This window comes from Luteibacter sp. 9133 (assembly GCF_000800155.1).
Lineage (GTDB): Bacteria > Pseudomonadota > Gammaproteobacteria > Xanthomonadales > Rhodanobacteraceae > Luteibacter > Luteibacter mycovicinus.
The window spans coordinates 4,048,300-4,070,246 of sequence record NZ_JUHO01000001.1 but is presented as its reverse complement, the minus strand read 5'-3'; the positions used below and the strand labels follow the sequence as shown (position 1 = coordinate 4,070,246).

The 21,947-nt window shown below is 64.9% G+C and carries 28 protein-coding genes and 1 tRNA gene; 18 read left to right on the top strand and 11 right to left on the bottom strand.

The features are described 5' to 3' along the window. Window positions 1-30: 30 nt before the first annotated feature. The 8 genes from FA87_RS17800 to FA87_RS17765 all read right to left on the bottom strand — a co-directional run bounded on the left by FA87_RS17800 (window position 31) and on the right by FA87_RS17765 (window position 5,070). A complete protein-coding gene (locus FA87_RS17800) occupies window positions 31-897 on the bottom strand; it encodes a cobalamin biosynthesis protein (RefSeq protein WP_036109511.1) in 867 nt (288 codons plus the stop codon). Between the two features lie 45 nt (window positions 898-942). Next, a complete protein-coding gene (gene nudC, locus FA87_RS17795) occupies window positions 943-1,929 on the bottom strand; it encodes an NAD(+) diphosphatase (protein WP_239709131.1) in 987 nt (328 codons plus the stop codon). 13 nt (window positions 1,930-1,942) lie between these two features. Beyond that, complete coding sequence (gene erpA / locus FA87_RS17790) at window positions 1,943-2,329, bottom strand: iron-sulfur cluster insertion protein ErpA (protein WP_036109513.1); 387 nt, start codon at window positions 2,327-2,329, stop codon at window positions 1,943-1,945. A gap of 31 nt (window positions 2,330-2,360) precedes the next feature. Beyond that, entirely contained in the window at window positions 2,361-2,795 is a 435-nt protein-coding gene (locus tag FA87_RS17785) for a polymer-forming cytoskeletal protein (RefSeq protein ID WP_036109514.1), read from the bottom strand. Next, complete coding sequence (locus FA87_RS17780; protein WP_052191427.1) at window positions 2,782-3,528, bottom strand: DUF6776 family protein; 747 nt, start codon at window positions 3,526-3,528, stop codon at window positions 2,782-2,784. Before FA87_RS17780 ends, FA87_RS17785 begins: the two co-directional genes overlap by 14 nt. A 132-nt stretch (window positions 3,529-3,660) precedes the next feature. Continuing rightward, entirely contained in the window at window positions 3,661-4,143 is a 483-nt protein-coding gene (bfr, locus tag FA87_RS17775; protein ID WP_036109515.1) for a bacterioferritin, read from the bottom strand. A gap of 103 nt (window positions 4,144-4,246) precedes the next feature. Continuing rightward, window positions 4,247-4,450 (bottom strand): (2Fe-2S)-binding protein, encoded by a 204-nt coding sequence (locus FA87_RS17770; RefSeq protein WP_043696409.1) that lies wholly within the window; start codon window positions 4,448-4,450, stop codon window positions 4,247-4,249. A 77-nt stretch (window positions 4,451-4,527) separates the two neighbouring features. Next, window positions 4,528-5,070, bottom strand: coding sequence for an RNA pyrophosphohydrolase (locus tag FA87_RS17765; protein ID WP_036109517.1), 543 nt, complete (start codon window positions 5,068-5,070; stop codon window positions 4,528-4,530). Window positions 5,071-5,244: 174 nt separating this feature from the next. On the opposite strand from FA87_RS17765, the gene FA87_RS17760 reads away from it, so the two are divergent. Then, window positions 5,245-5,321 (top strand) — tRNA-Met (locus FA87_RS17760). 44 nt (window positions 5,322-5,365) lie between these two features. On the opposite strand, the gene FA87_RS21335 is transcribed toward FA87_RS17760, so the two are convergent. Beyond that, window positions 5,366-5,998, bottom strand: coding sequence for a LuxR family transcriptional regulator (locus tag FA87_RS21335; protein WP_052191426.1), 633 nt, complete (start codon window positions 5,996-5,998; stop codon window positions 5,366-5,368). A 209-nt stretch (window positions 5,999-6,207) separates the two neighbouring features. Between FA87_RS21335 and queD the strand changes: the two genes are divergently transcribed. From queD to glmU, 13 genes are all read left to right on the top strand, one after another. After that, window positions 6,208-6,564: a 6-carboxytetrahydropterin synthase QueD gene (queD, locus tag FA87_RS17750; RefSeq protein WP_036109518.1), complete on the top strand. Its 357-nt coding sequence runs from the start codon at window positions 6,208-6,210 to the stop codon at window positions 6,562-6,564. 93 nt (window positions 6,565-6,657) lie between these two features. Further along, window positions 6,658-6,984 (top strand): phasin family protein, encoded by a 327-nt coding sequence (locus FA87_RS17745; protein WP_036109519.1) that lies wholly within the window; start codon window positions 6,658-6,660, stop codon window positions 6,982-6,984. 169 nt (window positions 6,985-7,153) lie between these two features. Next, on the top strand, window positions 7,154-7,519 hold the full coding sequence (locus tag FA87_RS17740; RefSeq protein ID WP_036109520.1) for an ATP synthase subunit I: 366 nt from the start codon (window positions 7,154-7,156) through the stop codon (window positions 7,517-7,519). A 3-nt stretch (window positions 7,520-7,522) separates the two neighbouring features. Then, on the top strand, window positions 7,523-8,362 hold the full coding sequence (atpB, locus tag FA87_RS17735; protein ID WP_036109521.1) for a F0F1 ATP synthase subunit A: 840 nt from the start codon (window positions 7,523-7,525) through the stop codon (window positions 8,360-8,362). Window positions 8,363-8,447: 85 nt separating this feature from the next. Further along, complete coding sequence (gene atpE, locus FA87_RS17730; protein WP_036109522.1) at window positions 8,448-8,735, top strand: F0F1 ATP synthase subunit C; 288 nt, start codon at window positions 8,448-8,450, stop codon at window positions 8,733-8,735. 82 nt (window positions 8,736-8,817) lie between these two features. Continuing rightward, a complete protein-coding gene (locus FA87_RS17725) occupies window positions 8,818-9,288 on the top strand; it encodes a F0F1 ATP synthase subunit B (protein ID WP_036109523.1) in 471 nt (156 codons plus the stop codon). Between the two features lie 2 nt (window positions 9,289-9,290). After that, on the top strand, window positions 9,291-9,824 hold the full coding sequence (locus FA87_RS17720; RefSeq protein WP_036109524.1) for a F0F1 ATP synthase subunit delta: 534 nt from the start codon (window positions 9,291-9,293) through the stop codon (window positions 9,822-9,824). 50 nt (window positions 9,825-9,874) lie between these two features. Next, complete coding sequence (atpA, locus tag FA87_RS17715) at window positions 9,875-11,425, top strand: F0F1 ATP synthase subunit alpha (RefSeq protein WP_036109525.1); 1,551 nt, start codon at window positions 9,875-9,877, stop codon at window positions 11,423-11,425. Window positions 11,426-11,496: 71 nt separating this feature from the next. Next, entirely contained in the window at window positions 11,497-12,405 is a 909-nt protein-coding gene (gene atpG / locus FA87_RS17710; protein ID WP_043696403.1) for a F0F1 ATP synthase subunit gamma, read from the top strand. Window positions 12,406-12,481: 76 nt separating this feature from the next. Next, window positions 12,482-13,894, top strand: a complete 1,413-nt coding sequence (gene atpD, locus FA87_RS17705) for a F0F1 ATP synthase subunit beta (RefSeq protein ID WP_036109527.1) — start codon at window positions 12,482-12,484, stop codon at window positions 13,892-13,894. 42 nt (window positions 13,895-13,936) lie between these two features. Then, on the top strand, window positions 13,937-14,362 hold the full coding sequence (locus tag FA87_RS17700) for a F0F1 ATP synthase subunit epsilon (RefSeq protein WP_043696401.1): 426 nt from the start codon (window positions 13,937-13,939) through the stop codon (window positions 14,360-14,362). A gap of 112 nt (window positions 14,363-14,474) precedes the next feature. Beyond that, window positions 14,475-15,551: a DUF748 domain-containing protein gene (locus tag FA87_RS17695; protein WP_036109529.1), complete on the top strand. Its 1,077-nt coding sequence runs from the start codon at window positions 14,475-14,477 to the stop codon at window positions 15,549-15,551. Between the two features lie 67 nt (window positions 15,552-15,618). Further along, entirely contained in the window at window positions 15,619-16,998 is a 1,380-nt protein-coding gene (gene glmU, locus FA87_RS17690; RefSeq protein ID WP_043696398.1) for a bifunctional UDP-N-acetylglucosamine diphosphorylase/glucosamine-1-phosphate N-acetyltransferase GlmU, read from the top strand. A gap of 5 nt (window positions 16,999-17,003) precedes the next feature. Here the strand turns inward: glmU and FA87_RS17685 are convergent, their stop codons facing one another. Next, window positions 17,004-17,990 (bottom strand): pteridine-dependent deoxygenase, encoded by a 987-nt coding sequence (locus FA87_RS17685; RefSeq protein WP_239709130.1) that lies wholly within the window; start codon window positions 17,988-17,990, stop codon window positions 17,004-17,006. Between the two features lie 177 nt (window positions 17,991-18,167). On the opposite strand from FA87_RS17685, the gene FA87_RS17680 reads away from it, so the two are divergent. The 4 genes from FA87_RS17680 to FA87_RS17665 all read left to right on the top strand — a co-directional run bounded on the left by FA87_RS17680 (window position 18,168) and on the right by FA87_RS17665 (window position 20,218). After that, on the top strand, window positions 18,168-18,440 hold the full coding sequence (locus tag FA87_RS17680; protein ID WP_036109531.1) for a phosphopantetheine-binding protein: 273 nt from the start codon (window positions 18,168-18,170) through the stop codon (window positions 18,438-18,440). 67 nt (window positions 18,441-18,507) lie between these two features. Next, a complete protein-coding gene (locus FA87_RS17675; protein ID WP_052191425.1) occupies window positions 18,508-18,822 on the top strand; it encodes a hydroxymyristoyl-ACP dehydratase in 315 nt (104 codons plus the stop codon). Further along, on the top strand, window positions 18,819-19,775 hold the full coding sequence (locus FA87_RS17670; protein WP_036109532.1) for an acyltransferase: 957 nt from the start codon (window positions 18,819-18,821) through the stop codon (window positions 19,773-19,775). The genes FA87_RS17675 and FA87_RS17670 overlap by 4 nt, the downstream gene beginning before the upstream one ends. An 8-nt stretch (window positions 19,776-19,783) precedes the next feature. Beyond that, entirely contained in the window at window positions 19,784-20,218 is a 435-nt protein-coding gene (locus FA87_RS17665) for a phosphotransferase (RefSeq protein ID WP_036116984.1), read from the top strand. A gap of 108 nt (window positions 20,219-20,326) precedes the next feature. On the opposite strand, the gene FA87_RS17660 is transcribed toward FA87_RS17665, so the two are convergent. Further along, window positions 20,327-21,922: a tryptophan 7-halogenase gene (locus FA87_RS17660; protein ID WP_043696396.1), complete on the bottom strand. Its 1,596-nt coding sequence runs from the start codon at window positions 21,920-21,922 to the stop codon at window positions 20,327-20,329. Between the last annotated feature and the right edge of the window lie 25 nt (window positions 21,923-21,947).

The window sequence follows — 21,947 nt, the reverse complement described above, 5'->3', positions numbered from 1 at the left end:
GGCTTCGCCTCAGATCTGCGTAAGTCGATATCACGCCACCCAGGCGGCCAGCACGATCAGCGCAACCACTGCCAGCCAGACCACAAGCACGCGCCGTATGACCCGGCGAGCATCTTCGAGTTCGACGACGGGGTCGCTGACGTCCTGCGCGTAGCCGTCGCCGGCTTCCACGTCGGCATCGACACCGGCACGGGCGACGGCACCCAGGAAGTCCGGGTCCAGCCGCGAGCGCGGGCTGCCCGAGGTGCGATGCCACTGCTTCCATGCGCCCATGACGGCGTCGAAATCGGAGACCAGCGCCATCGCAAAAACCATCAGGTGGGCGGGAATCCAGTCGAGCGCATCGGCCAGACGACGTGCCGCGGTACGCGTGTCCGTGTCGACGGATAGCGAAGCGTCGCGACCCAGCAACTGCGCGAGGCGATAGCCGAGCGCGCCGGCCGGCCCGAGCAGCAGGAACCACAGCAGCACGCCGAAGCGACGACGAAGCGCGCCGTAAAAGGCGGCCTCGACCAGAGCCGGCGCAAACCACGGAAGGGTCTCTTCGTCGTGGCGGAGCGCGATCAGGGCCTCGTCGCGGCGAAGCGTATCGCTCGCACGCAGGATCGCGTCGATATCGGTCTCGATTTCGCGGGGTCCGAGTGCGTAGGTCAGCACGACGATCGCGAAAGCCAGCCATGCCAGATCGAAGAAGGGCAGGGCACGGAGTACGCCGGCGATGATCGCCGCCGCGATGACGGGAACCAGCAGCACGACCGCGACGCGACCGGGACCGGAAAGATCGCTCAAGCGGGAGACCCAGCCCCGGAACCAGCGGTCGTCACGCCAGCGCGCCAGCCGGGGCACGCTCCAGACGATGGCCAGGGAGATGAGAATCGCGAGGAGACGTAAAGCCATGGCAAGCGGAATCCGCAGATCGATGGCCCGATTGTAGGCGAACCGTCAGCGGGCCGGCGAACTCGCGATCAGTTCCTCGAGGGAGATATTCCGCTGCGCCAGCCAGTGTTCGATCAGGCGATACGAGACCGATAGCGGCGGCGGTACGCCCAGTTCACCCGAACGCATGCCGGACACGATGTCGTCGGCGGTGAACCAGCGGGCGTCTTCCAGCTCGTCGTCGCGGAGGATGATCTCGCGGGTTCTGGCCGTGGCCGTGAAACCGACCATCAGGGAGGCCGGCAGGGGCCAGGGCTGTGACGAGTGGTAGGTCGCGTGAAGTATCTCCACGCCGGATTCCTCGCGCACTTCGCGCCTGACCGCATCCTCGAGCGACTCGCCCGGCTCGATGAAGCCCGCCAGTGTGGAATACCGGCCTGCCGGCCAGCCGCGCTGGCGGCCCAGCAGGCAACGGTCGCCGTCCTCCACGATCACGATGATCGCGGCGTCGGTGCGGGGAAAATGCATGTGCGGACCGTCGGGATTCGTGCACTGCACGCGATGTCCCGAAGCCACGACGAGCGTGGGAGCACCACAGAGACTGCAGAAACGCGTCTGCCGCTGCCAATGCGTGATGCCCTTGGCGAACGCGAAGAGTCCCGCTTCGAAGGCCGGCAGGATCAACCCGGCTTCGCGCAGCGACATGCGTCGCGCGGAGGTCAGGTCGACGAAGATCTCAGCATGCGCCTCGTCGAGCACCAGCGTGAACCATGCCGTTCCGTTGGCGATCCCCAGCAGCGTGGAGACCACATCGCCGAAGCGTTCGGCCCGCATCACGGGAGTCATCCACTGAGGATGCTCGCCACGCTCGTCGACGAAGGCCTGCCCTTCGCTGTCCAGCACCAGGAAGCGCGTGTCGTCGGCGCGTTCGGTTTCTTCAACCCAGAGACGATCGTCGCGGCGCTCGGCCATACGGTCGATGGCGACGCCGGCGAAGACGTTATCCCGCACGCGACCTTCTACGGGCGTGTGGCGCTCCGTTCCGGAGCTCACGCGGTACGACCGGTCATGCGCTGAACGAGGAGCCGCAGCCGCACGTGGTCTTCGCGTTGGGATTGCGAATCACGAACTGCGAACCGCTGAACGACTCGGCGTAATCGATCTCGGCGCCGGTCAGGTACTGCAGCGACAGCGGATCGACGACGAGGGTCACGCCTTCGCGCGACACGGCGAGGTCGTCCTCGGCCTGCTCTTCGTCGAAGGTAAAGCCGTACTGGAAACCCGAGCAGCCGCCTCCGCTGATATACACGCGGAGCTTGAGCGAGGGGTTGCCCTCTTCGTCGATCAGCTCGTGCACCTTTCGTGCGGCGGCCTCGGTGAAGATCAGGGGCGAACCCGCCGAGCGGTAATCCGGCGCGGCTGCCGACGGAGCCATGGGGAAGGGGTTGTTCATGCCTCCCATAATGGCGCCGATCGGCTACAGGTCAAGCCTCGGACAGCGTCGGGGTCTTCTCGATACCCGCCTGGGCCAGCTGCCGTACGGTCGGGGGCGCCCGATGGATCATCTTGCCGTTGACCTGTGCACCGGCGGCCATTTCCAGCACCTGGTAGTGAACGTCGCCTTCGATACGCGCCAGCGGCGCCAGTTCGAGCCTTTCGGACACATCGATGTCGCCGGTCACGCCGCCGTTGATGCTTGCGTGTGGCACCTCGATCCGCCCGGTGACGCGTCCCGTCTCACTGATGGTGAGAAAGCCGTCGCTACCCGTGTCGGCGTGGACGGAGCCCTCGACCGCGCCATCCAGGTGCAGCGAGCCGCTGAAAAGCACGTCTCCACGAATGATCACGCCCCGCGCGATCAGGCTCGTGGCGGCGATACCGACGGCCGGCCCCTGGTTCTTCCCCTTACTGTTGAACATCGCTTGCCTCGTCGTTGCGTGTTGCCTCGGCCCAGGGCACGGTGGCGCTGACGGTGTCGTCCCCGGCAGGCCGCGCTTCGAGGCGCAGCCGCGTCGGCTGGAACCCAGCCGGCAGCGTGAAGCTGCCCTGGATCTGTTGAAAATACCGGAAGGCGAAGGGCAGACCATCCACGGATGCGGCCTGGCCGAGAGCGGCGCCTTCGAGGGTACGCACCTTGTTGTCCTGGATACCCTCCACGGCGAGGTGGACATCGCCTTTGACCTCATCGCCCCGGCGCGCGTTCTGAGTCAGAGTAATCACCACGTTCCATCCGTTCGGCGCGCCCTTGATCGCCGTGGTGCGTGTGCCCTGGATTTTCAGGCCGTCGCGCTGCCCGTTACCGCCGACCAGGCGCGAATAAAACGCCAGATCCGTACGCAGACCACTGATCTCCTCATCGCGCTCAGCGAGGTTTCTCTTGAGTTCCCTGGCGGCGATCTCGCTGACCTGGCCCGCCCGCTGCAGGTTGGCGACCTGCTGGCGCAGGTCTTCGGCCTCGGTCTCGTGCGCCACGATGGGGCCATGGCCTGGCTTGCCGGCCGGCGCCTTGCCCGCCGTCAGACTCCAGGTCAGCAGCGTGGTCAGGAACAGGCTGCCCAGCCACGCGGCGCCCATCAGCAGCCGTTTTCGCCGCTCGACGGACATGTCGTCGAGCCGGCGCACGACGAAGCGGGGTGGATGGCTTGGGGCCATGAATGGATCCGTGGAGAAGGCGTGAAGGCCGGATGGTATAGCCCCCGGCTTCCGCCGCGGTCAAGGAACCCCGCCTCGTTCCACGAAAAAGGCCGCCTGGCGGCGGCCTTATGTAGCTTTGTAGCGACCTGATCAGTGCTTGTCGAGCGAGCCGACCTTGCTGAGCATGTAGCGCTCCGGACCGATGTCCGAAATCAGACTGAACTGCGTCTCCAGCCAGTCGATGTGCTCTTCCTCCTGGCCCAGGATGAACTTGAAGAGGTCGCGGCTGACGAAGTCGTGGATGCCTTCGCTGTAGGCAATGGCCTCGCGCAGATCCTTCGTCGCGATCATTTCGAGATCCAGGTCGCCCTGCAGCGCTTCGACCACGTTCTCGCCGATGCGCAGCTTGCCCAGGTGCTGAAGGTTCGGCAGGCCGTCGAGGAACAGGATCCGCTCGATCAGCTTGTCGGCGTGCTTCATTTCCTCGATGGACTCCTCGTACTCGTGCTTGGCGAGTTCGTTGTAGCCCCAGTCCTTGAACATCCTGTAATGCAGGAAGTACTGGTTGATGGCGGCCAGCTCGTTGTAGAGGACCTTGTTGAGGAATTCGATGACCTTCGCGTCGCCCTTCATGGGGGTTTCTCCCTGGATATTCAGCGGCGACTATACGACTCGCGGAGAAGCGATGACGTAACGAGAATGAAGACGGTTTGCGTCCGCAAAGGCGGGCGCGAGATCAGGCCGGGGTAGGGAGAAAGCTCAGCACCGGGCGCATCTCGGAGACCGCCTCACGGAGGCATCGCCGGGCCTCGGACTCACAGGCGCCGCAGCAGTCGGAACAGCCGGTGCGGGCCTGTAGCTCGGCGAACGATTCGACACCATCGGCCGCGGCGCGGCGAATGGCGTGGTCGGTGACGGCGTTGCACATGCATATGTACATGGGTCGGCATTCGAATACGAATGCGAACGATTGTCAACTACACAGATGTGAAATTCAGCCGCGAGGTGACCGCGCCATCATTCGCCGCCGCGGGCGAGCCGTTCGGCTTCGGCCTGCTGTGGGCAGGTCCCCACCGTGACCGAGCAGACGGTCTCGACCGTGGGCGCGAACTGACGTAAGGCGCGCTCGTACACCTGGCGTTTGAAGTTCACCACGTGGTTGGCGGGATACCAGAAATCGACCCAGCGCCAGAGGTCGAACTCCGGCTTTTCGCAGGCATCCAGGCGAAAGGTGTCCTCGGTGCACTTGAGGCGCAGCAGGAACCACACCTGCTTCTGGCCGATGCAGGTGGGGCGCTGATGGTGTCTCACGAAGCGGCTGGGCAACCGGTAGCGCAGCCAGCCACGGGTCTCGGCGAGGACTTCCACGTGCTTGGCGAGCAGGCCGGTCTCTTCTTCCAGCTCGCGATACATGGCCTCCAGCGGCGTTTCGTCGCTGCGCATGCCCCCCTGAGGAAACTGCCAGCCGTCGCGATTGACACGGCGCGCCCAGAACAGGCGCCCGTCCCCATTGAGGAGAACGATGCCCACATTCGGTCGATAGCCATCTGCGTCGATCATCCGCCCTCCGCGAATCCATGCCGCGCGCCAGCCTTGCAGGCCGGAAACGTGCGCGATGGGCCCGATTCAACCACAGCGCGAGAAGACGGAGCAAGGCACCACTTGAACGGAAGCTCAGCCCCGATTAAACTGCCCGGCCTTCGTGAGCCTCGCTTACGAACGACCAGGTTCCACGGCTAGGTAGCTCAGCTGGTCAGAGCGCGGCACTCATAATGCTGAGGTCGGCGGTTCGAGCCCGCCTCTAGCCACCAAAACGAGAAAAGCCGCATCGTCACGATGCGGCTTTTTTTATGCCTCAGGCGGCCGACAGGTCGATGTCGGCGACCCGCTCGTCGGGACGGGAGGGAGGCCCGTCCAGCACGGCCCTCGCCAGTTCCACGACGTTATGCACGCGCAGCTTCGCCATCAGATTGGCGCGGTGGAGTTCCACGGTCTTCGGGCTGATCCGCAGTTCGCTGGCGATGACCTTGTTGAGCTTGCCGTTCATGATTCCGTCGAGCACCTGCGATTCCCTTCGCGTCAGGCCGAGGTCCGGACGCGTGGCGGCGATCGAGACGGGGCTGGCCGGAGAAGAAGAATCCGCCGCCACGCTCTCATCATCGGAGAGGGGCATCAGGAAAACGGCCTGGAACGCACCGCTGGGTGCTTCGAGACGCTGCCGGGTCACGCGATAGCGGCGAGGCTGGCCGTGCGGATCGCGGAAGGCGAATTCGTCGGCGCCGCCGGAAGGCTCCAGGTGGTCGGCGATCCAGCGCGGTCCGGCTGTTCCGCGGCCCACGCCAAACTCCCGCCGGAATGCGGCGTTGACCATCACCGCGCGCCCGCCTTCATCGCGCCACACCACGCAGGGCATGGGCAGGGCGGCAAACACTTCTTCGGCCAGCCCGCACTGGTGCGGGCGGTCGAGCGAGTCACGACCAAGGCACATGGATGCCTCCTCAGTGAGCACGAATCCCCTCAACGGACGCCCCCCGGCTCCGTCGGACAAGTTACCACTGCAACCGTTCCGGTCGTAAAAGTCCACGAAACGACGCCCTGACGGTTCGAAAATGCGAACCACGTCGTGAAGGCGGTCGCTGAGATCGTTTGAAGCCCGGTCCGCTACACTGTCCAGTCATCAGAGATCGATTCACCCTCATGCGTATCTATAAGACGTTCAACATCGAGGCGGCGCATCGCTTGCCGAATGTGCCCGAAGGCCACAAGTGCGCGCGGCTGCACGGTCATTCGTTTCGTGTGGAGCTCCACGTGGAAGGCCCGGTCGACCCCGTCTTCGGCTGGGTCATGGACTTCGGCGACCTGAAGGCGCGCTTCCAGCCGCTCTACGACCGCCTCGACCACAACTATCTCAACGATATCGAAGGTCTCGAGAATCCGACCAGTGAAAACCTCGCGCGCTGGATTTTCCAGCGGCTGCGTGTCGACGTGCCGGGTCTGGCCAAGGTCGTAGTCAACGAGACCTGTACCTCGGGTGCGGAATACACGGGCGACTGAGGCAAAGGCTGTCATCGCAACAATTAGCGGTTGCTGCGCCGCCGCAGACAGGTCTACACTCCGGCACCTCCCCGTTCTTCACGGATGCACTCGATGCCTCACGTAAACGGTTACGCCGATCTTGCCCGCTTCGTCGAGCAGGCTACTTCCGCGCAGGCCCTGGCCTGGCGTGGCATGGAGCGCGTGGCCGACCTGCACCTGCAGGCGATGGAAGGGCATGCGCGTGCGGCATCCGGCCTGATGGCCGATGCCATGCTCGCTACGGATGCGAACGCGATGCGCGCCATCATGGCGCGCGGTGGGGACCTCCAGCGGGAAGGCGTCGAGCGTGCCGCATCGGCCGCCGGTGGCATATTCGACGTGGCCGTTGAGACGGCCACCTCGCTCGGCGCGCTGGTAGGTCAGCCCGCCAGGGCCTGATTCACCGCCGCTCCCTCGCCAACGACGCGACGGATGGTCGCGCCGGCGGGTGGTTATTGGACTTTCGTCGCTTGTCCCGTCGTTTACGGCGCTGGTATACTTTTCCAGATTAGACCGTGGCCCGTTGAACCAAAGGTGCCGCCTCGAGCGAAACCACGGGAGCCTCGCGTTGCTCAACAGTCTTGCCGCCGGTCGTCATCTCGCCATGCGCGTCGTTATCGCGCAGATCGGGGTGGCTATCATCGCGGGACTCGCTTTTTCACTGCAGGGGCGTGCCGCCGGACTGGCCGCGTTTGCAGCCGCCCTGATCGTCGCTATCGCCAACGCGCTTTTTGCAGCGCGAGCGTTCAGCGCGCTGGGTGGAGGCGCGGCGACGTTCATGAGGTTCCTGGTGGGAATGATCCTTCGATGGATCGTCCTCGTCGGCGGGCTGGCGCTCATTCTGGTCCAGTGGAAACTGCCGTTCCTGCCCGCGCTCGTGGGGTTGGTGGCGGGTTTCACGGTCAACGTATTTGCATTCAGATTCAAGGGTTGAGGCATGGCGAGCGAACCGCAAGGCGGTCTGACCGAATACATCCAGCACCACCTGAACCACATGACGGTGAATTTCAGCGCCGATCATTTCTGGTTCTGGAACATCCGCCTCGACTCGATCGTGGTGTCCTTCGTGCTGGGCGCCATCTTCTGCCTGTGGTTCTGGCTGTTCGCCCGCAAGGCGACGTCGGGTGTCCCGTCCAAGGGTCAGGCGCTGGTCGAACTCGCCGTCGAATTCGTCGACACTCAGGTGAAGGACACCTTCCACGGCGACCGCCGCACGGTCACGCCGCTGGCGCTGTCGATCTTCATGTGGGTGTTCTTCATGAACGCGATGGATCTGCTGCCGGTGGATCTGCCCGGCTGGCTGGTGCATACGTTCAGCGGTGCCGAAGTCGCGCATCACACCTATTTCCGCCAGGTTCCCACGGCTGACATCAACACCACGGTCGGTCTGGCCCTCGCGGTGATCCTCATCGTCATCGGCCACGGCATCAAGGCCAAGGGCGGCTTCGGTTTCGGTAAGGAAATGCTCACCGCGCCGTTCCATGCGGAGAGCATGGGCGCCAAGATCGTCCTGCTCATCCCGAATCTGCTTCTTAACGTCGTCGAGACCCTGTCGAAGCCCGTGTCCCTCGCGATGCGACTCTTCGGCAACATGTACGGTGGCGAACTGGTGTTCATGCTGATCGCCGGCCTGATGGTGAGCTGGATCGGCTTCGTGCCTGGTGTCGTGTTCAACACGGCCTGGGCGATCTTCCACATCCTGATCATCGCCCTCCAGGCGTTCATCTTCATGATGTTGACGATCGTCTATATCGCCACGGCACGTGAACACCACTAACTCACCGCACCGACGTTAGACCGCTTAGTCCAGTTTCGTTTCGTTTCCACCCATTCGTCATTCTTAGATATCCCAGGAGAACACCATGGAACTCACCGCACTCTTCGCACACGTGCAGGGCATGACCGCCATCGCCATCGGCGTGATCATCGGCCTCGGCGCGCTCGGCGCCTGCCTCGGCATCGCGATCATGGGCTCGAAGTTCCTCGAGTCGGCCGCTCGTCAGCCGGAACTGGTTCCGCTGCTGCAGGGCCGCATGTTCCTGCTCGCCGGTCTGATCGACGCCGCGTTCATTATCGGCCTCGCCATCGCCCTGCTGCTCGCCTTCTCGAACCCGCTGATCGGCGTTCTGCGCACCGCCGCCGGCGGCTGAGCAAGCGTTCGTCTTCGTCGCCGTGGCGTAATGCGTCACGGCGACCGTCAGTACCCCAGCGTTCGGAGTCTTTGGAGAGATCATGGAAATTAACATGACCTTCCTGGGCCAGATGATCTCTTTTGCGATCCTGGTCTGGTTCACCACCAAGTTCATCTGGCCCCAGCTCAACGGTGCCATCGAAGAACGCCAGAAGAAGGTGGCCGAAGGGCTCGCCGCGGCGGAGCGCGCCCGCGCCGAGCTGAAGGATGCCGACGCCAAGGTCGCCACCGAGATCAAGCAGGCCCGCGTGCAGTCGACGGACATCATCGACAAGGCGCAGCAGCAGGCCAACCAGATTCTCGAGAAGGCCCGCGCCGACGCGATCGAAGAGATCAACCGCCTGAAGGCTTCGGCCCAGGACGAGATCGCTTCGATGGCCCAGCGTGCCCGTGAGCAGCTTCGCGAGCAGGTCGGCGCCCTCGCCGTCCGTGGCGCGGAGAAGATCGTGCAGCGCGAAATCGATCCGGCGGCCCACAAGGCCCTGCTCGACCAGCTCGCTGCCGAGATCTGATCATGGCCCAGGCGCTCACCCTCGCCCGTCCCTACGCACGCGCCGCCTTCGAAGTGGCGCATGCGTCGGGTTCGCTGGCCGACTGGTCGTCGGCGCTGAACTTCGCGGCGCTCGTCGCCGCGGACCAGCGCGTCGCCGGCCTCGGCAACGATCCGCGCGTGCTGCCGACCCAACTGGTCGCGCTGCACCTGCCGCAAGGCATGGCCGCCGAGGCGCCGTTCGCCCGCTTCCTCGAGGAGCTCGCGGAAAACGGCCGCATGGCGCTCCTGCCGGAAATCGCCTCGCTGTACGACGACTACAAGCGTGAGTCGGAGTCGACCCTGCTGGTCAAGGTCACGAGCGCGATGGATCTCGACGCCGCCGAGTCGGACAAGCTTCGCGTTTCGCTGAAGCGCCGCTTCAAGCGTGAGATCGAACTGGATACGCACGTCGATCCGGCGTTGCTCGGCGGTGTCGTCATCGACACGGGCGAGCAGGTCATCGACGGTTCCGCGCGAGGCCGCCTGCAGCGGCTGGCCAGCGCGCTGACGCACTGATTCTCATACCACCGGGTGCCGTGAAAGCGGCGCGACCCAAGGAACCGACCATGTCCAGCACCACACTGAATCCGTCCGAGATCAGCGAGCTGATCAAGACCCGCATCGAGCAGTTCAAGCTCGGCGCCGAGGCACGCAACGAAGGCACGATCATCAGCGTGTCCGACGGCATCGTGCGCATCCACGGCCTGGCCGATGTGATGCAGGGCGAAATGATCGAACTGCCGAACGACACCTACGCCCTCGCGCTGAACCTCGAGCGCGACTCGGTCGGCGCCGTGGTGCTCGGTGAATACCAGCACCTGCGCGAAGGCGATGCCGCCAAGACGACCGGCCGCATTCTCGAAGTGCCGGTCGGCCCGGGCCTGCTTGGCCGCGTCGTCGACGCGCTGGGTAACCCGATCGATGGCAAGGGTCCGATCGACGCCGCGGGCAGCAGCCCGGTCGAGAAGGTCGCTCCGGGCGTCATCTGGCGCCAGTCGGTCGACCAGCCGATGCAGACGGGCTACAAGTCCATCGACTCGATGATCCCGATCGGCCGCGGCCAGCGCGAGCTGATCATCGGCGACCGCCAGACGGGCAAGACCGCCGTCGCGATCGACGCGATCATCAACCAGAAAGATTCGGGCATTAAGTGCATCTACGTCGCCATCGGCCAGAAGCGCAGCTCGATCGCCAACGTCGTGCGCAAGCTCGAAGAGAACGGCGCGCTGGCCAACACCATCGTGGTCGTCGCTTCGGCATCCGAAGCGGCCGCCCTGCAGTACGTCGCGCCGTATTCCGGCTGCGCCATGGGCGAGTACTTCCGTGACCGCGGTGAAGACGCGCTCATCGTGTACGACGATCTCTCCAAGCAGGCCGTGGCTTACCGCCAGATCTCGCTGCTGCTGAAGCGTCCGCCGGGTCGCGAAGCCTACCCGGGCGACGTGTTCTATCTCCACTCGCGTCTGCTCGAGCGCGCCTCGCGCGTCAGCGCCGAATACGTCGAGAAGATGACCAACGGCGAAGTGAAGGGCAAGACCGGTTCGCTGACCGCGCTGCCGATCATCGAGACCCAGGCCGGCGACGTTTCCGCGTTCGTTCCGACCAACGTCATCTCGATCACCGACGGCCAGATCTTCCTCGAGACCGATCTGTTCAACGCCGGTATCCGTCCGCCCGTCAACGCCGGTATCTCGGTGTCGCGCGTCGGTGGTGCCGCCCAGACCAAGATCATCAAGAAGCTGTCCGGCGGCGTGAAGCTCGCTCTCGCCCAGTACCGCGAACTGGCTGCGTTCGCGCAGTTCGCCTCGGACCTGGACGCCGCGACCCGCGCTCAGCTCGATCGTGGCCAGCGCGTCACGGAACTGATGAAGCAGGCGCAGTACTCGCCGCTGTCGATCGCCGAACTCGGCGTCTCGGTCTACGCGGCCGAGAAGGGCTACCTCGACGACCTGCCGGTCAACAAGGTGCTGCCGTTCGAAAAGGGCCTGCACGCCTTCTTCCGCCAGAATCACGGCGACCTGATGAAGAAGATCGACGAGACCGGCGACTGGGACAAGGACATCGAGGCGACCTTCAAGTCGGCCGCCGACGAGTTCAAGAAGACCGGTAGCTGGTAATAGCGAGACCCGCGGGGCGGCGGCAACGTCCGCCCCGTGATCCGGCGTCACCCTTTACAGACGAGTAAGCCATGGCTAGCGGCCGCGAAATCAAAACCAAGATCAAGAGCACGCAGAACATGCGCAAGGTGACGCGTGCGCTCGAAATGGTCTCGGCGTCGAAGATCCGCAAGGCGCAGGACCTGATGAAGGCGTCGCGTCCTTACGCGCGTCTGATGCGCAAGGTCATCGCGCACGTCGCCCAGGCCAGCACGGACTTCACCCATCCGTACCTCACCGAGCGCCAGAACGTCGCGCGCGTGGGCTTCATCGTGGTGTCGACCGATCGCGGCCTCGCGGGCGGTCTCAACTCCAACCTGTTCCGTCGCACGCTGACCAGCATCCGCGAGTGGCAGGAGAAGGGTGCCGAGATCGACGTCGTCGCCGTCGGCCAGAAGGCCGTGCAGTTCTTCCGTCGCATCAAGGGCGTCAACCTGATCGGTTCGGCCACGCACCTCGGCGAAAAACCGAAGCTGGAAGACCTGATCGGCGTGATCAAGGTCGTGCTCGACGCCTACGGCGACAACAAGCTCGATCGCGTTTTCCTGGTCTACAACGACTTCGTTAACACGATCGTGCAGAAGCCGACCATCGAGGCCCTGCTGCCGCTCACGCTGGTGGCGAAGGAACTCGAGGACGCCGAAGGCGATGCATCCACGGGCGTGAAGGTCGAGCAGACCCACGACTGGGATTACATCTACGAACCCGATGCGCGCACGGTCCTCGAGCACCTGATGACGCGTTACATCGAGTCGGTGGTGTATCAGGCCGCGCTGGAGAACCTCGCCAGCGAACACGCCGCGCGCATGGTCGCCATGAAGGCCGCGTCGGACAACGCGAACAAGGTCATCGGTGAACTGACACTGGTCTACAACAAGGCACGTCAGGCCGCGATCACCCAGGAAATCTCGGAGATCGTCGGCGGCGCCGCCGCGGTCTGACCGAAAGCTACACGCGATGGCGACGCAGTGAGCGGCGCCCGAACAGAACCTTACGAAGATTCATCCGGAGCATTCCATGAGCCAGGGCAAAGTTGTTCAGATCATCGGCGCGGTCGTCGACGTCGAATTCCCGCGCGACCAGGTGCCGCAGGTTTACGACGCACTGAAGATCGACGGCACCGAGATCACCCTCGAAGTGCAGCAGCAGCTCGGTGACGGCATCGTGCGCACCATCGCGCTCGGTTCCACCGACGGCCTGCGCCGCAACCTGCTCGCCCGCAACACCGGCGAAGGCATCAAGGTGCCGGTCGGTACCGCCACGCTCGGTCGCATCATGGACGTGCTGGGCAACCCCATCGACGAAGCCGGCCCGATCGGCGAGAAAGAGCAGTGGGTCATCCACCGCGAAGCCCCGTCGTATGACGAGCAGGCCGCGGCCAGCGAACTGCTCGAAACCGGCATCAAGGTCATCGACCTCATGTGCCCGTTCGCCAAGGGCGGCAAGGTCGGCCTGTTCGGCGGCGCCGGCGTCGGCAAGACGGTCAACATGATGGAGCTCATCAACAACATCGCCAAGGCGCACTCGGGTCTGTCCGTGTTCGCCGGCGTGGGTGAGCGTACTCGTGAAGGTAACGACTTCTATCACGAGATGAAGGACTCCAACGTCCTCGACAAGGTCGCGATGGTCTACGGTCAGATGAACGAGCCGCCGGGCAACCGCCTGCGCGTCGCGCTGACCGGCCTGACGATGGCCGAGTACTTCCGTGACGAGAAGGACGAGTCGGGCAAGGGTAAGGACGTCCTGCTGTTCGTCGACAATATCTACCGCTACACGCTGGCCGGTACCGAAGTGTCCGCGCTGCTCGGTCGTATGCCGTCGGCCGTGGGTTATCAGCCGACGCTGGCCGAGGAAATGGGCGTGCTGCAGGAGCGCATCACCTCGACCAAGACCGGCTCGATCACGTCGATCCAGGCCGTTTACGTTCCCGCGGATGACCTTACCGATCCGTCGCCGGCCACGACCTTCGCGCATCTCGATGCCACGGTCACGCTGAGCCGCGATATCGCCTCGCTGGGTATCTACCCGGCCGTCGATCCGCTCGCTTCCAGCAGCCGTCAGCTCGATGCCTCGGTTATCGGCCAGGAGCACTACGACACGGCCCGTCGCGTGCAGGGCACCCTGCAGCGCTACAAGGAGCTGAAGGACATCATCGCCATCCTCGGCATGGACGAGCTGTCGCCGGAAGACAAGGCCTCGGTGTCGCGCGCCCGCAAGATCGAGCGCTTCTTCTCGCAGCCGTTCCACGTGGCCGAAGTCTTCACCGGCTCGCCGGGCAAGTACGTCGCCCTGAAGGAAACCATCCGCGGCTTCAAGATGATTCTCGACGGCGACCTGGATCACCTGCCCGAGCAGGCGTTCTACATGGTCGGCGGCATCGACGAAGCCATCAAGAAGGGCGAGGACATGGGTGCGAAGAAGGCTGCGTAAGCGACCTTCTCCTCCCATTCCCGACCAACGGAAGACAAGCCCATGACCCACACCATCCGCGTCGACATCGTCAGCGCCGAAGCCGAGATCTACTCCGGCGAAGCCACGCTCGTGGTCGCCACCGGTGAGCTTGGCGAGCTGGGTATCGCGCCGCGTCACGCGCCGCTGATCACCCGCCTGAAGCCGGGCCACGTGGACGTGGTCGGCACCAACGGCGATCGCCAGCAGTTCTATGTCTCCGGCGGCATCCTCGAGGTGCAGCCGCAGGTCGTGACGATCCTCGCCGACACGGCCGCTCGCGCGGCCGACCTCGACGAGGCGGCCGCCCTGAAGGCGAAGGAAGAAGCCGAGGCCGCGTTGTCCAACCGCGGCCCCGAGATGGACGTCGCCGAAGCCCAGGCCAAGCTGGCCGAGGCGCTGGCGCAGCTCCAGGCACTCGAGCGCATGCGCAAGACGCTGAAGCGCTGAGCGACGCCGCCTCGCCCGATAAACCCCTCTCCGGAGGGGTTTTTTTTGCTTCTTCATCCGGAAATGACTGCCGCGGCGCAACACTGGGCTGTCGTTTCAAGGTGAAAGTCTCATGCGCACCCGCTACCGCCGAAGCTTCTGGATCCTGGGGATCGTCGCCGTCGTGCTCATCGCGGCCCGCGTCGCGCTGCCGTATGTCGTGCTCAACTACCTCAACGGTCGCCTGGCTCACATGGGCGCCTACGCCGGACGGATTGCCGACATCGACATCCATCTGTGGCGCGGGTCGTACTCGATCGACCAGATGTCGGTCACCAAGGTCGACGGCAAGGTGCCGGTCCCACTGTTCAAGACCACGCGCGCGGACATTTCGCTGACCTGGCGCGCGCTGGTGAAAGGTCACTTCCGCGGCAAGATCGATTTCTACGATCCCGTCGTCAACTTCGTGGACGGCAAGTCGGAGGGCGACAAGCAGACGGGTAAGGGCGTGGACTGGCGCGAGCAGCTGCGTGCCCTGGCGCCGTTCCGGTTCGACGAAATCAATGTCATGAATGGCACGATCACCTTCAACAACTTCGTGTCCAGCCCGAAGGTCGATCTGAAGATGACCGACGTCAACGGCACGGTGACCAACCTCACCAACGTCCAGCGCGAAGGCGGCGACCGGGTCGCCCATATGCACGCGACGGCCAAGGTGCTGGGCGACGCGCCGCTCGAAACCCATGCCGACATCGATCCGGTGGAACGCCTCGGCGACTTCCATTATTCAATCACCGTCCACGACATCAAGCTGGTCAAGGCCAACGATCTCGCGCGCGCTTATTCCGGCCTCGATTTCGCGGGCGGCGAAGGCGACTTCGTCATGGAGCTCCAGGCCAAGGATCGCAAGCTCAGTGGCTACGCCAAGCCACTCTTCCACGGACTGAAGATCTTCAGCTGGAAGCAGGACGTGGAGGAAGACAAGAAGGGTCCGCTGAAGATCGTCTACGAAGCGGCGGCCGAGGGCGTGGCCAAGCTGTTCAAGAACCAGTCCAAGGACCAGTTCGCGACGCGTGTGGCGATATCCGGCAACATCGACGACAAGAGCGTTTCCACGTCGGACGCCATCATCGGCATCCTGCGCAATGCCTTCGTCGAGGCCTATAAGCCGAACCTCGAAAACCTCAGCAAACGGAAGGACGACGAGTAGCCGACTTGGCAGCGCCGGCCAAACGCGCGACAGTGCGGCCCTCACTTCCAGGCAGGTACGAGAGCCCATGACCGCTACGCCCCTTCACGTCCTGATCCTCGCCGCGGGCGAAGGCAAGCGGATGAAGTCCGCATCCGCCAAGGTGCTGATGCCGTTGGCCGGGCGGCCCCTGCTGTCGCACGTGATCGGTTCGGCGCGTTCGCTGAATCCCGCTGGCGTGCATGTCGTCTACGGACATAACGGGCAGCAGGTGCGCGATGCGTTCGCCGCCGATGGCTCGCTGGGCTGGATCGAGCAGCGAGAGCGTCTGGGTACCGGGCATGCCGTACGCACGGCGCTCGAGGCACTGGAGACGGATGGCAAGCTCGAGGGACGGGTCCTCATCCTCTACGGCGACGTTCCTCTCATCCGCGCCGAAACGCTGGCGGCACTGGTCGGCACCGGCGACGGTCTCGCCATGCTGGCCACGCGCCTCGCGGATCCGAAGGGTTACGGGCGCGTCGTGCTCGATGCGGCCGGCAAGGTCCGTCACATCGTCGAAGAAAAGGATGCCAACGCCGCCCAGCGCGCGGTGGACCTCGTCAACACGGGTATCGTCGCCGGCGATGCGGCACGCCTTCTCGCCTGGACGCGTGCGCTGGGCAACAGCAACGCGCAAGGCGAGTACTACCTCACCGACGTCTTTGAAATGGCCGCGGCCGAAGGAGCGCCCGCCGCCTGCGTCGATTGCGATCCGGTCGAAGCGTCAGGCGCGAACGACCCGTGGCAGCTGGCCGGTCTCGAGACGCTGTACCGGGAACGCGCCGCGCGCGAGCTGGCACTCGCGGGTGTCCGTCTCGCCGATCCGGCGCGGCTGGACGTGCGTGGCAGCGTGAGCGCGGGGCGCGACGTCGAGGTCGACGTCAATGTGATCTTCGAAGGCGAGGTCGTGCTCGGCGACGACGTGCGCATCGGTCCGTTTACGCGCGTGCGCAACGCGACGCTGGCTGCCGGCACCGTCGTGCTCGCGCATTGCGACCTGGATGGCGTGGTCACCCACGGCCCCTGCACGATCGGTCCGTTCGCCCGCCTGCGGCCCGGGACCGACCTGGCAGCCGGCGTGCACATCGGAAACTTCGTCGAGACGAAGAATGCCGTGATCGCGGAGGGATCGAAGGCCAATCACCTCAGCTATCTGGGCGACACCGTGATCGGCAGCAAGGTCAACATCGGTGCGGGCACGATTACCTGCAATTACGACGGCGTAAACAAGAGTCGTACCACGATCGAAGACCGGGTGTTCGTGGGATCCAACAGCTCGCTCGTCGCGCCGGTGACCCTGCGTGCCGGTTCGACGATCGGTGCGGGCTCGGTGATCACCAAGGACGCACCGGCCGATACGCTGACGATCTCGCGTGCACGGCAGACGGCGATCGAGGGTTGGGTGCGGCCCGTCAGGAAGCCGTAAGGCTATCAGTCCCGGTAGCGCCATCCGTCGATCTCCACCAGCAACTCCGCCCGGCAGATATCGCCGTGCACCAGCAGCAAGGGGGCGGAGGGGAAGCGCTTTGCCGCGAAGGCCCGCACCGCGGCTTCATCCTCGGGATGCCGCACGTACACCTTCAGCGGCGCCCCGCCATCGAGGCCGGCGGGCATGCCGCCGGATTCGAGCAGGGCATCGAGATTCCGCAGCGTTTCCGCCAGCTGAGCTTCGAGATCCCCGGCGTGCGCGGAGGCGTGACCCACGACCGCGGCGGTGCCTGAAATCGCCAGCACATCGCCCGCCGGCAGCAGGGTGGCACGCGCAAAGCTCGGGGGCGTGCGCCCGTACTGACGCGGATACTGCCAGGCACTGACCTGACGCGGGTTTTCCACGCGGGTGCCGGGCCGGTCGGTCGCGAGCAGATACACCTGCAACAGCCCGGGATCGCCGTGATGTCCGATCGCCGAGGCAGCCGGAAAGCCCTGCGCGAACACGTCGCCCATGCCGCGGATACGCCCCGTGCAGAAGTGCTTGTAGCGTTCGTCGTCGCCCGAGCCCTCGTTGATCGCGCCGAGGTAATTCCAGATGCGCTGCACGTGCCGTTCTTCGGCGGCCTCGACGAATCGCGAGAGCAAACCATACGCATGCACGGCCGCGCCTTCAGGCCCGCCATGGTCGTCCTCGTGGCATTCGACGGCGGCGTAGAGCCAGCCGCCTCCGCGCGACCAGCGCAGATCGCCCTGGCGGCCCGCCTCGACCGTGGCATCCACTTCCCACGCTTCCAGCGGCGCGTCGCCCAGCGGATCGAGGACGACCCGCAGCCAGCGCGGATCGTCGATGTCACGAGGTGTCGAGCCAAAGCCGAAAAGGGCCAGCGTCCGCGGACCCGGCGAAGCAGAGCCGTCGCGGTAACGCACCAGCGGGGAAGGGTGGGCGGTGAGCGCCGTGCGCTCCCGCATTTCATTGCCGTGGGGCATCAGGTAGTCCATAGAACGCGTTCGGGGCATCATATCGTCACGCCGTCGGCGAGAAACGTGAACGGTCGATTCTTCACGAAGCTGAGTGGCCGCAGGGGCTTGCCCGGGGGCCCTGTGATAAACTCCGCGACCGCTGCCATCCGGGGGGAGGCAGGAAATCCAGGACCTGGAAACACAATGGCAACGCAAACCGCAGCACAGCACGAACTCGCCGAACTGATCGTCACGAGCCTCAACCTCGAGTCGGTGCAGCCGGCCGACATCGACCCGGAAGCGCCCCTGTTCGGCGGCGACCTGGGCCTGGATTCCATCGACGCCCTCGAAATCGCCCTGGCGGTGTCCAAGCGCTATGGCTTCCAGCTGAAGTCCGACAATCCGGACAACCGGACCATCTTCACCAGCCTCCGCACGCTGTCCGAGCACATCGAACAGCACCGCGCCGCGGCCTGATCGTCGTTCAGGCACCACTCGCCCGGAGCGTGCTTTGCTTCGCCCCGACCGTGAGCCTGAGATGCCCATGACCGATCCAGCCGACATCGCATCGTTCGTGCGCCCGCTGCGTTTCGACGCGGCGCACCCGAGTTTCGCCGGACATTTTCCCGGTCGCCCCATCGTTGCCGGCGTCCTGCTGCTCGAAGCCGCGGCCGACGCGTTGCGCGCGTGGCGCGGTGTCGGCGTGGGCCAGGTGATCGACGCGAAGTTCCTGCTGCCGCTGCTTCCCGATGAGGATGCCGAGGTCGAGCTGACCGGGCTGGATGCCGCGCGGGTGCGTTTCACCGTTCGCCGCGGCTCCGACACCCTGGTCCGCGGCACGCTCGAGGGCCGGGCATGAGTCACTGGAAACAACGGGAAGGCGGCGGGCGCTTTGCGATCTGGCTGATCCGAACGATCGCCCTGCGCCTCGGACGGGGCGTCGCGCGCTTGCTGCTTTATCCCATCGCGCTGTATTTCTTCCTGCGTCGCGCCGACGAACGCGCGGCCTCGCGCACCTATCTGTCGCGCGTGCTCGACCGGCCGGTGACCGCATATGACGTGTTTCACCATATCCACATGTTCGCCGCGACGCTGCTTGACCGGCTGTTTTTTCTGGCCCGTGGCGAGCGCGACTTCGAGGTCGAGGTGGAGGGCCTGCCGGAACTCGACCGACACCTGAATGCGGGACGCGGTGTTCTCCTGATCGGCTCCCATCAGGGTAGCTTCGAAGCATTGCGCGCGCTTGGCGGACGCCGTCCCGATGTGCCGCTGCGCGTCGTGCTGGACAAGCAGAAGACACCGGCATTGACCGCCGTGCTCGAGGCGCTCGCGCCCGATGTCGGCGCCGCGGTGATCGACGCGGCGCTGGGAGGCGCATCCATCGCGCTCGCAATGGCCGAAGCCGCGGAGCAGGGCGGCATGCTCGCGCTGTTGGCCGACCGCGGGCATCGCGGTGAAGCGACGCGCATGGTGCCGTTCCTCGGCAAGCCTGCGCCGTTTCCCACGGGGCCATGGCAGCTCGCCGCCGTGCTCAAGGTTCCGGTGGTGGTCTGCATGGGTATCTATCTGGGCGGCAACCGCTACCGGTTGATCTTCGAGGCCTTCTCCGAAGGCATCGACGTGCCTCGTACGGAACGCGCCGCCGTCCTCGATGCGGTCGTGGCGCGCTACGCCCAGCGCGTCGAGCACTACGCCCGCGCCTATCCGTTCAACTGGTTCAACTTCTACGACTTCTGGCAGGAGATGGAGTCCGTAGAGGAGCCAGCCGCCGCCGTCGCGCTCTCCGGGCACTCCGATGCCCACGGCGGATGACCGTGTCCCTGCTGTCCAGACACGAGTTCATCGACCTGATTCCGCATGCGGGCGATATGTGCCTGCTCGACGGCGTGGTCGCCTTTGACGCATCCGCCCTCCATGCGTTCAGCACGAGCCATGTACTGCCGACGCATCCGCTGCGCGGCCCCCACGGCCTGCACGCGTTGCATCTGGCCGAATATGGCGCACAGGCGATGGCGGTGCATGGCGCCTTGTTGGCGAAGGAACGCGGGGACACCGAGCCCCGTCCGGGGATGCTGGTCAGCCTGCGAGGGGTGAAGCTGGCGGTCGAACGGATCGACACGCTGGAAGGACGCCTCGACGTGCACGCGGAGTGCCTGATGGCCGATACGTCCGGTGCCCAGTACAGTTTTCGTATCGCGCACGATGGCGTCGAGATCGCCTCGGGTCGGGCCGCGGTCATTCACCCGGCGGGTTGATTCGCCGGGCCGGAGGGGCAGCGCGAAAGGGTGACTGATGAGGAGCCTGACCGGCCCCTCCGGACCGACCATCGTAGTGTCGATCCCCAGCGTCTCAGATCGCGCGACTCACGCCACCTGAGCGAAAAGCGTCGTCCGCGCGCCCTCGACATCCACCAGATGCTCCGCACCTTCGATCAATGACGGATGATCCGCCGCCGCACGCTCGACCACGTGGGCCGCGAGCAGCCGCATCATGTGCACGTTGGCGCGGATGCGATCGCCGAGCGCTTTTTCGTTGAGCGAATCATGCAACGTGGCATTCATGTCGGCGAACCAGGTAAGGTCGCGCTGATCCAGCATCATCTTCGGGTTACGGCGCTCGGACACGGCGTGCCAGCGCTGGAAGAAGACCTGCATCTCCTTGTTGAGGTCGGCCGCGGCGAGCAGCTCCGGCGCCAGGCGCCCGATGAAGTGCGTGTCGGCCAGTCGCTCCTGGAACATGATCTGGCAGAGCACACCCCAGTAATAGGCGTAATCCCAGATCACCTTGATCGACAGTACTTCGGGATCGCCGAACAGGTTGTACTGGCCGCGGTACATGTGCAGCGTATTCTCGTAGAACGAGAAGAACAGCCGCTCGTAGGCACGCGCGTGCGGCGCCAGCGGTTCGCCGCGCCGGTCCACACCGATCAACTCGGTGATGTACGTGTTGGAGATGGCGATGAAGTCGCTGCCAGGCGAATAGAACGGATCGAGAAACGCGCCCGCTTCGCCGGTGAGTGCCCAGCGGTCCGACGAAAACATCCGCGAGCAGCCATAGGAGAAATGCCGGAAGAAGGCGAAGTCCAGCAACTTGTCGCGGCGCTTTTCGATCTCGCGCGCGACCACGGGCTGGTGCTCATGGATCCACGCCAGCGCCTTCTCGAAATCGCGCATGCCATCCAGGGGATGCATCTTGGCGTCGGCCACGATGCCGACCGAATGCGCCCCCGACGACAAGGGAATCAGCCACAGCCAGTAGCCCGGGCCGACCAGATGATTGGTGGAACGCCAGCGCTCCGGCGGATGCACGCGGTCCTTCCATTCGGCGTCATCGCACCAGCCGTCGATCTCCAGGCGATCGTCGATACGGAACCACACCGCGTTGGCGTGGTGGCCGTTGTCGCGGGTGAGATCGAGTTTGCGCCGTATCATGCCCGCACGCCCCGATGCGTCGAGCAGCCAGCGTGCCTGCAGCTCGTGGTCACTGCCGGACTGGCTGAAGCGAACCGTGTGGCTGTCGTCACCCTTGCCGATGTCAAAGCCACGGACGGTGGCGCCCTCGCGGAAATCGATGCCGCGGCGTACCGCTTCCTCGCCGAGGAAGGTTTCCAGAATGCCGCGATCGATCTGGTAGCTCGGCGTCGGCAACACAGCGCTGACCCCCAGTTCAAGAACGTCGGCGAGGTCGTCGCGACCTTCCGAGAAAAAGAACCGGAAGCCGAACTTGCGGATGTGCTCCGTCTCGAAGTGTTCGCGCAGGCCCAGCGTATGCGTGAAGTAGTGGGCGGCGATTTCCACCGTCGACTCGCCGACCTTGTGCGCCGCCACCGGCAGCGGTCGTGCCTGCCGCTCCAGCACGACGATGTCCATGTCGGGGTAGGCGCCTTTCAGCTGCAGCGCCAGGGACAGTCCGGCCAGGCCACCGCCAAGGATGACTGCGTCATATAACTTGCGATCCATCGTATCGACCCCTTGCGCGGTGCGT

Bases quoted from the DNA above. Each gene is read 5' to 3' on its own strand.
- FA87_RS17675 (WP_052191425.1), top strand. From the start codon at position 18,508: ATGACCGATCCAGCCGACATCGCATCGTTCGTGCGCCCGCTGCGTTTC.
- atpE (WP_036109522.1), top strand. From the start codon at position 8,448: ATGGAACTCACCGCACTCTTCGCACACGTGCAGGGCATGACCGCCATC.
- bfr (WP_036109515.1), bottom strand. From the start codon at position 4,143: ATGAAGGGCGACGCGAAGGTCATCGAATTCCTCAACAAGGTCCTCTAC.
- FA87_RS17680 (WP_036109531.1), top strand. From the start codon at position 18,168: ATGGCAACGCAAACCGCAGCACAGCACGAACTCGCCGAACTGATCGTC.
- atpG (WP_043696403.1), top strand. From the start codon at position 11,497: ATGGCTAGCGGCCGCGAAATCAAAACCAAGATCAAGAGCACGCAGAAC.
- FA87_RS17670 (WP_036109532.1), top strand. From the start codon at position 18,819: ATGAGTCACTGGAAACAACGGGAAGGCGGCGGGCGCTTTGCGATCTGG.
- FA87_RS17660 (WP_043696396.1), bottom strand. From the start codon at position 21,922: ATGGATCGCAAGTTATATGACGCAGTCATCCTTGGCGGTGGCCTGGCC.
- FA87_RS17695 (WP_036109529.1), top strand. From the start codon at position 14,475: ATGCGCACCCGCTACCGCCGAAGCTTCTGGATCCTGGGGATCGTCGCC.
- queD (WP_036109518.1), top strand. From the start codon at position 6,208: ATGCGTATCTATAAGACGTTCAACATCGAGGCGGCGCATCGCTTGCCG.
- atpD (WP_036109527.1), top strand. From the start codon at position 12,482: ATGAGCCAGGGCAAAGTTGTTCAGATCATCGGCGCGGTCGTCGACGTC.
- FA87_RS17770 (WP_043696409.1), bottom strand. From the start codon at position 4,450: ATGTACATATGCATGTGCAACGCCGTCACCGACCACGCCATTCGCCGC.
- FA87_RS21335 (WP_052191426.1), bottom strand. From the start codon at position 5,998: ATGTGCCTTGGTCGTGACTCGCTCGACCGCCCGCACCAGTGCGGGCTG.
- FA87_RS17700 (WP_043696401.1), top strand. From the start codon at position 13,937: ATGACCCACACCATCCGCGTCGACATCGTCAGCGCCGAAGCCGAGATC.
- glmU (WP_043696398.1), top strand. From the start codon at position 15,619: ATGACCGCTACGCCCCTTCACGTCCTGATCCTCGCCGCGGGCGAAGGC.
- FA87_RS17800 (WP_036109511.1), bottom strand. From the start codon at position 897: ATGGCTTTACGTCTCCTCGCGATTCTCATCTCCCTGGCCATCGTCTGG.
- FA87_RS17725 (WP_036109523.1), top strand. From the start codon at position 8,818: ATGGAAATTAACATGACCTTCCTGGGCCAGATGATCTCTTTTGCGATC.
- FA87_RS17765 (WP_036109517.1), bottom strand. From the start codon at position 5,070: ATGATCGACGCAGATGGCTATCGACCGAATGTGGGCATCGTTCTCCTC.
- atpA (WP_036109525.1), top strand. From the start codon at position 9,875: ATGTCCAGCACCACACTGAATCCGTCCGAGATCAGCGAGCTGATCAAG.
- erpA (WP_036109513.1), bottom strand. From the start codon at position 2,329: ATGAACAACCCCTTCCCCATGGCTCCGTCGGCAGCCGCGCCGGATTAC.
- FA87_RS17745 (WP_036109519.1), top strand. From the start codon at position 6,658: ATGCCTCACGTAAACGGTTACGCCGATCTTGCCCGCTTCGTCGAGCAG.
- atpB (WP_036109521.1), top strand. From the start codon at position 7,523: ATGGCGAGCGAACCGCAAGGCGGTCTGACCGAATACATCCAGCACCAC.
- FA87_RS17780 (WP_052191427.1), bottom strand. From the start codon at position 3,528: ATGGCCCCAAGCCATCCACCCCGCTTCGTCGTGCGCCGGCTCGACGAC.
- FA87_RS17785 (WP_036109514.1), bottom strand. From the start codon at position 2,795: ATGTTCAACAGTAAGGGGAAGAACCAGGGGCCGGCCGTCGGTATCGCC.
- FA87_RS17720 (WP_036109524.1), top strand. From the start codon at position 9,291: ATGGCCCAGGCGCTCACCCTCGCCCGTCCCTACGCACGCGCCGCCTTC.
- FA87_RS17685 (WP_239709130.1), bottom strand. From the start codon at position 17,990: ATGCCCCACGGCAATGAAATGCGGGAGCGCACGGCGCTCACCGCCCAC.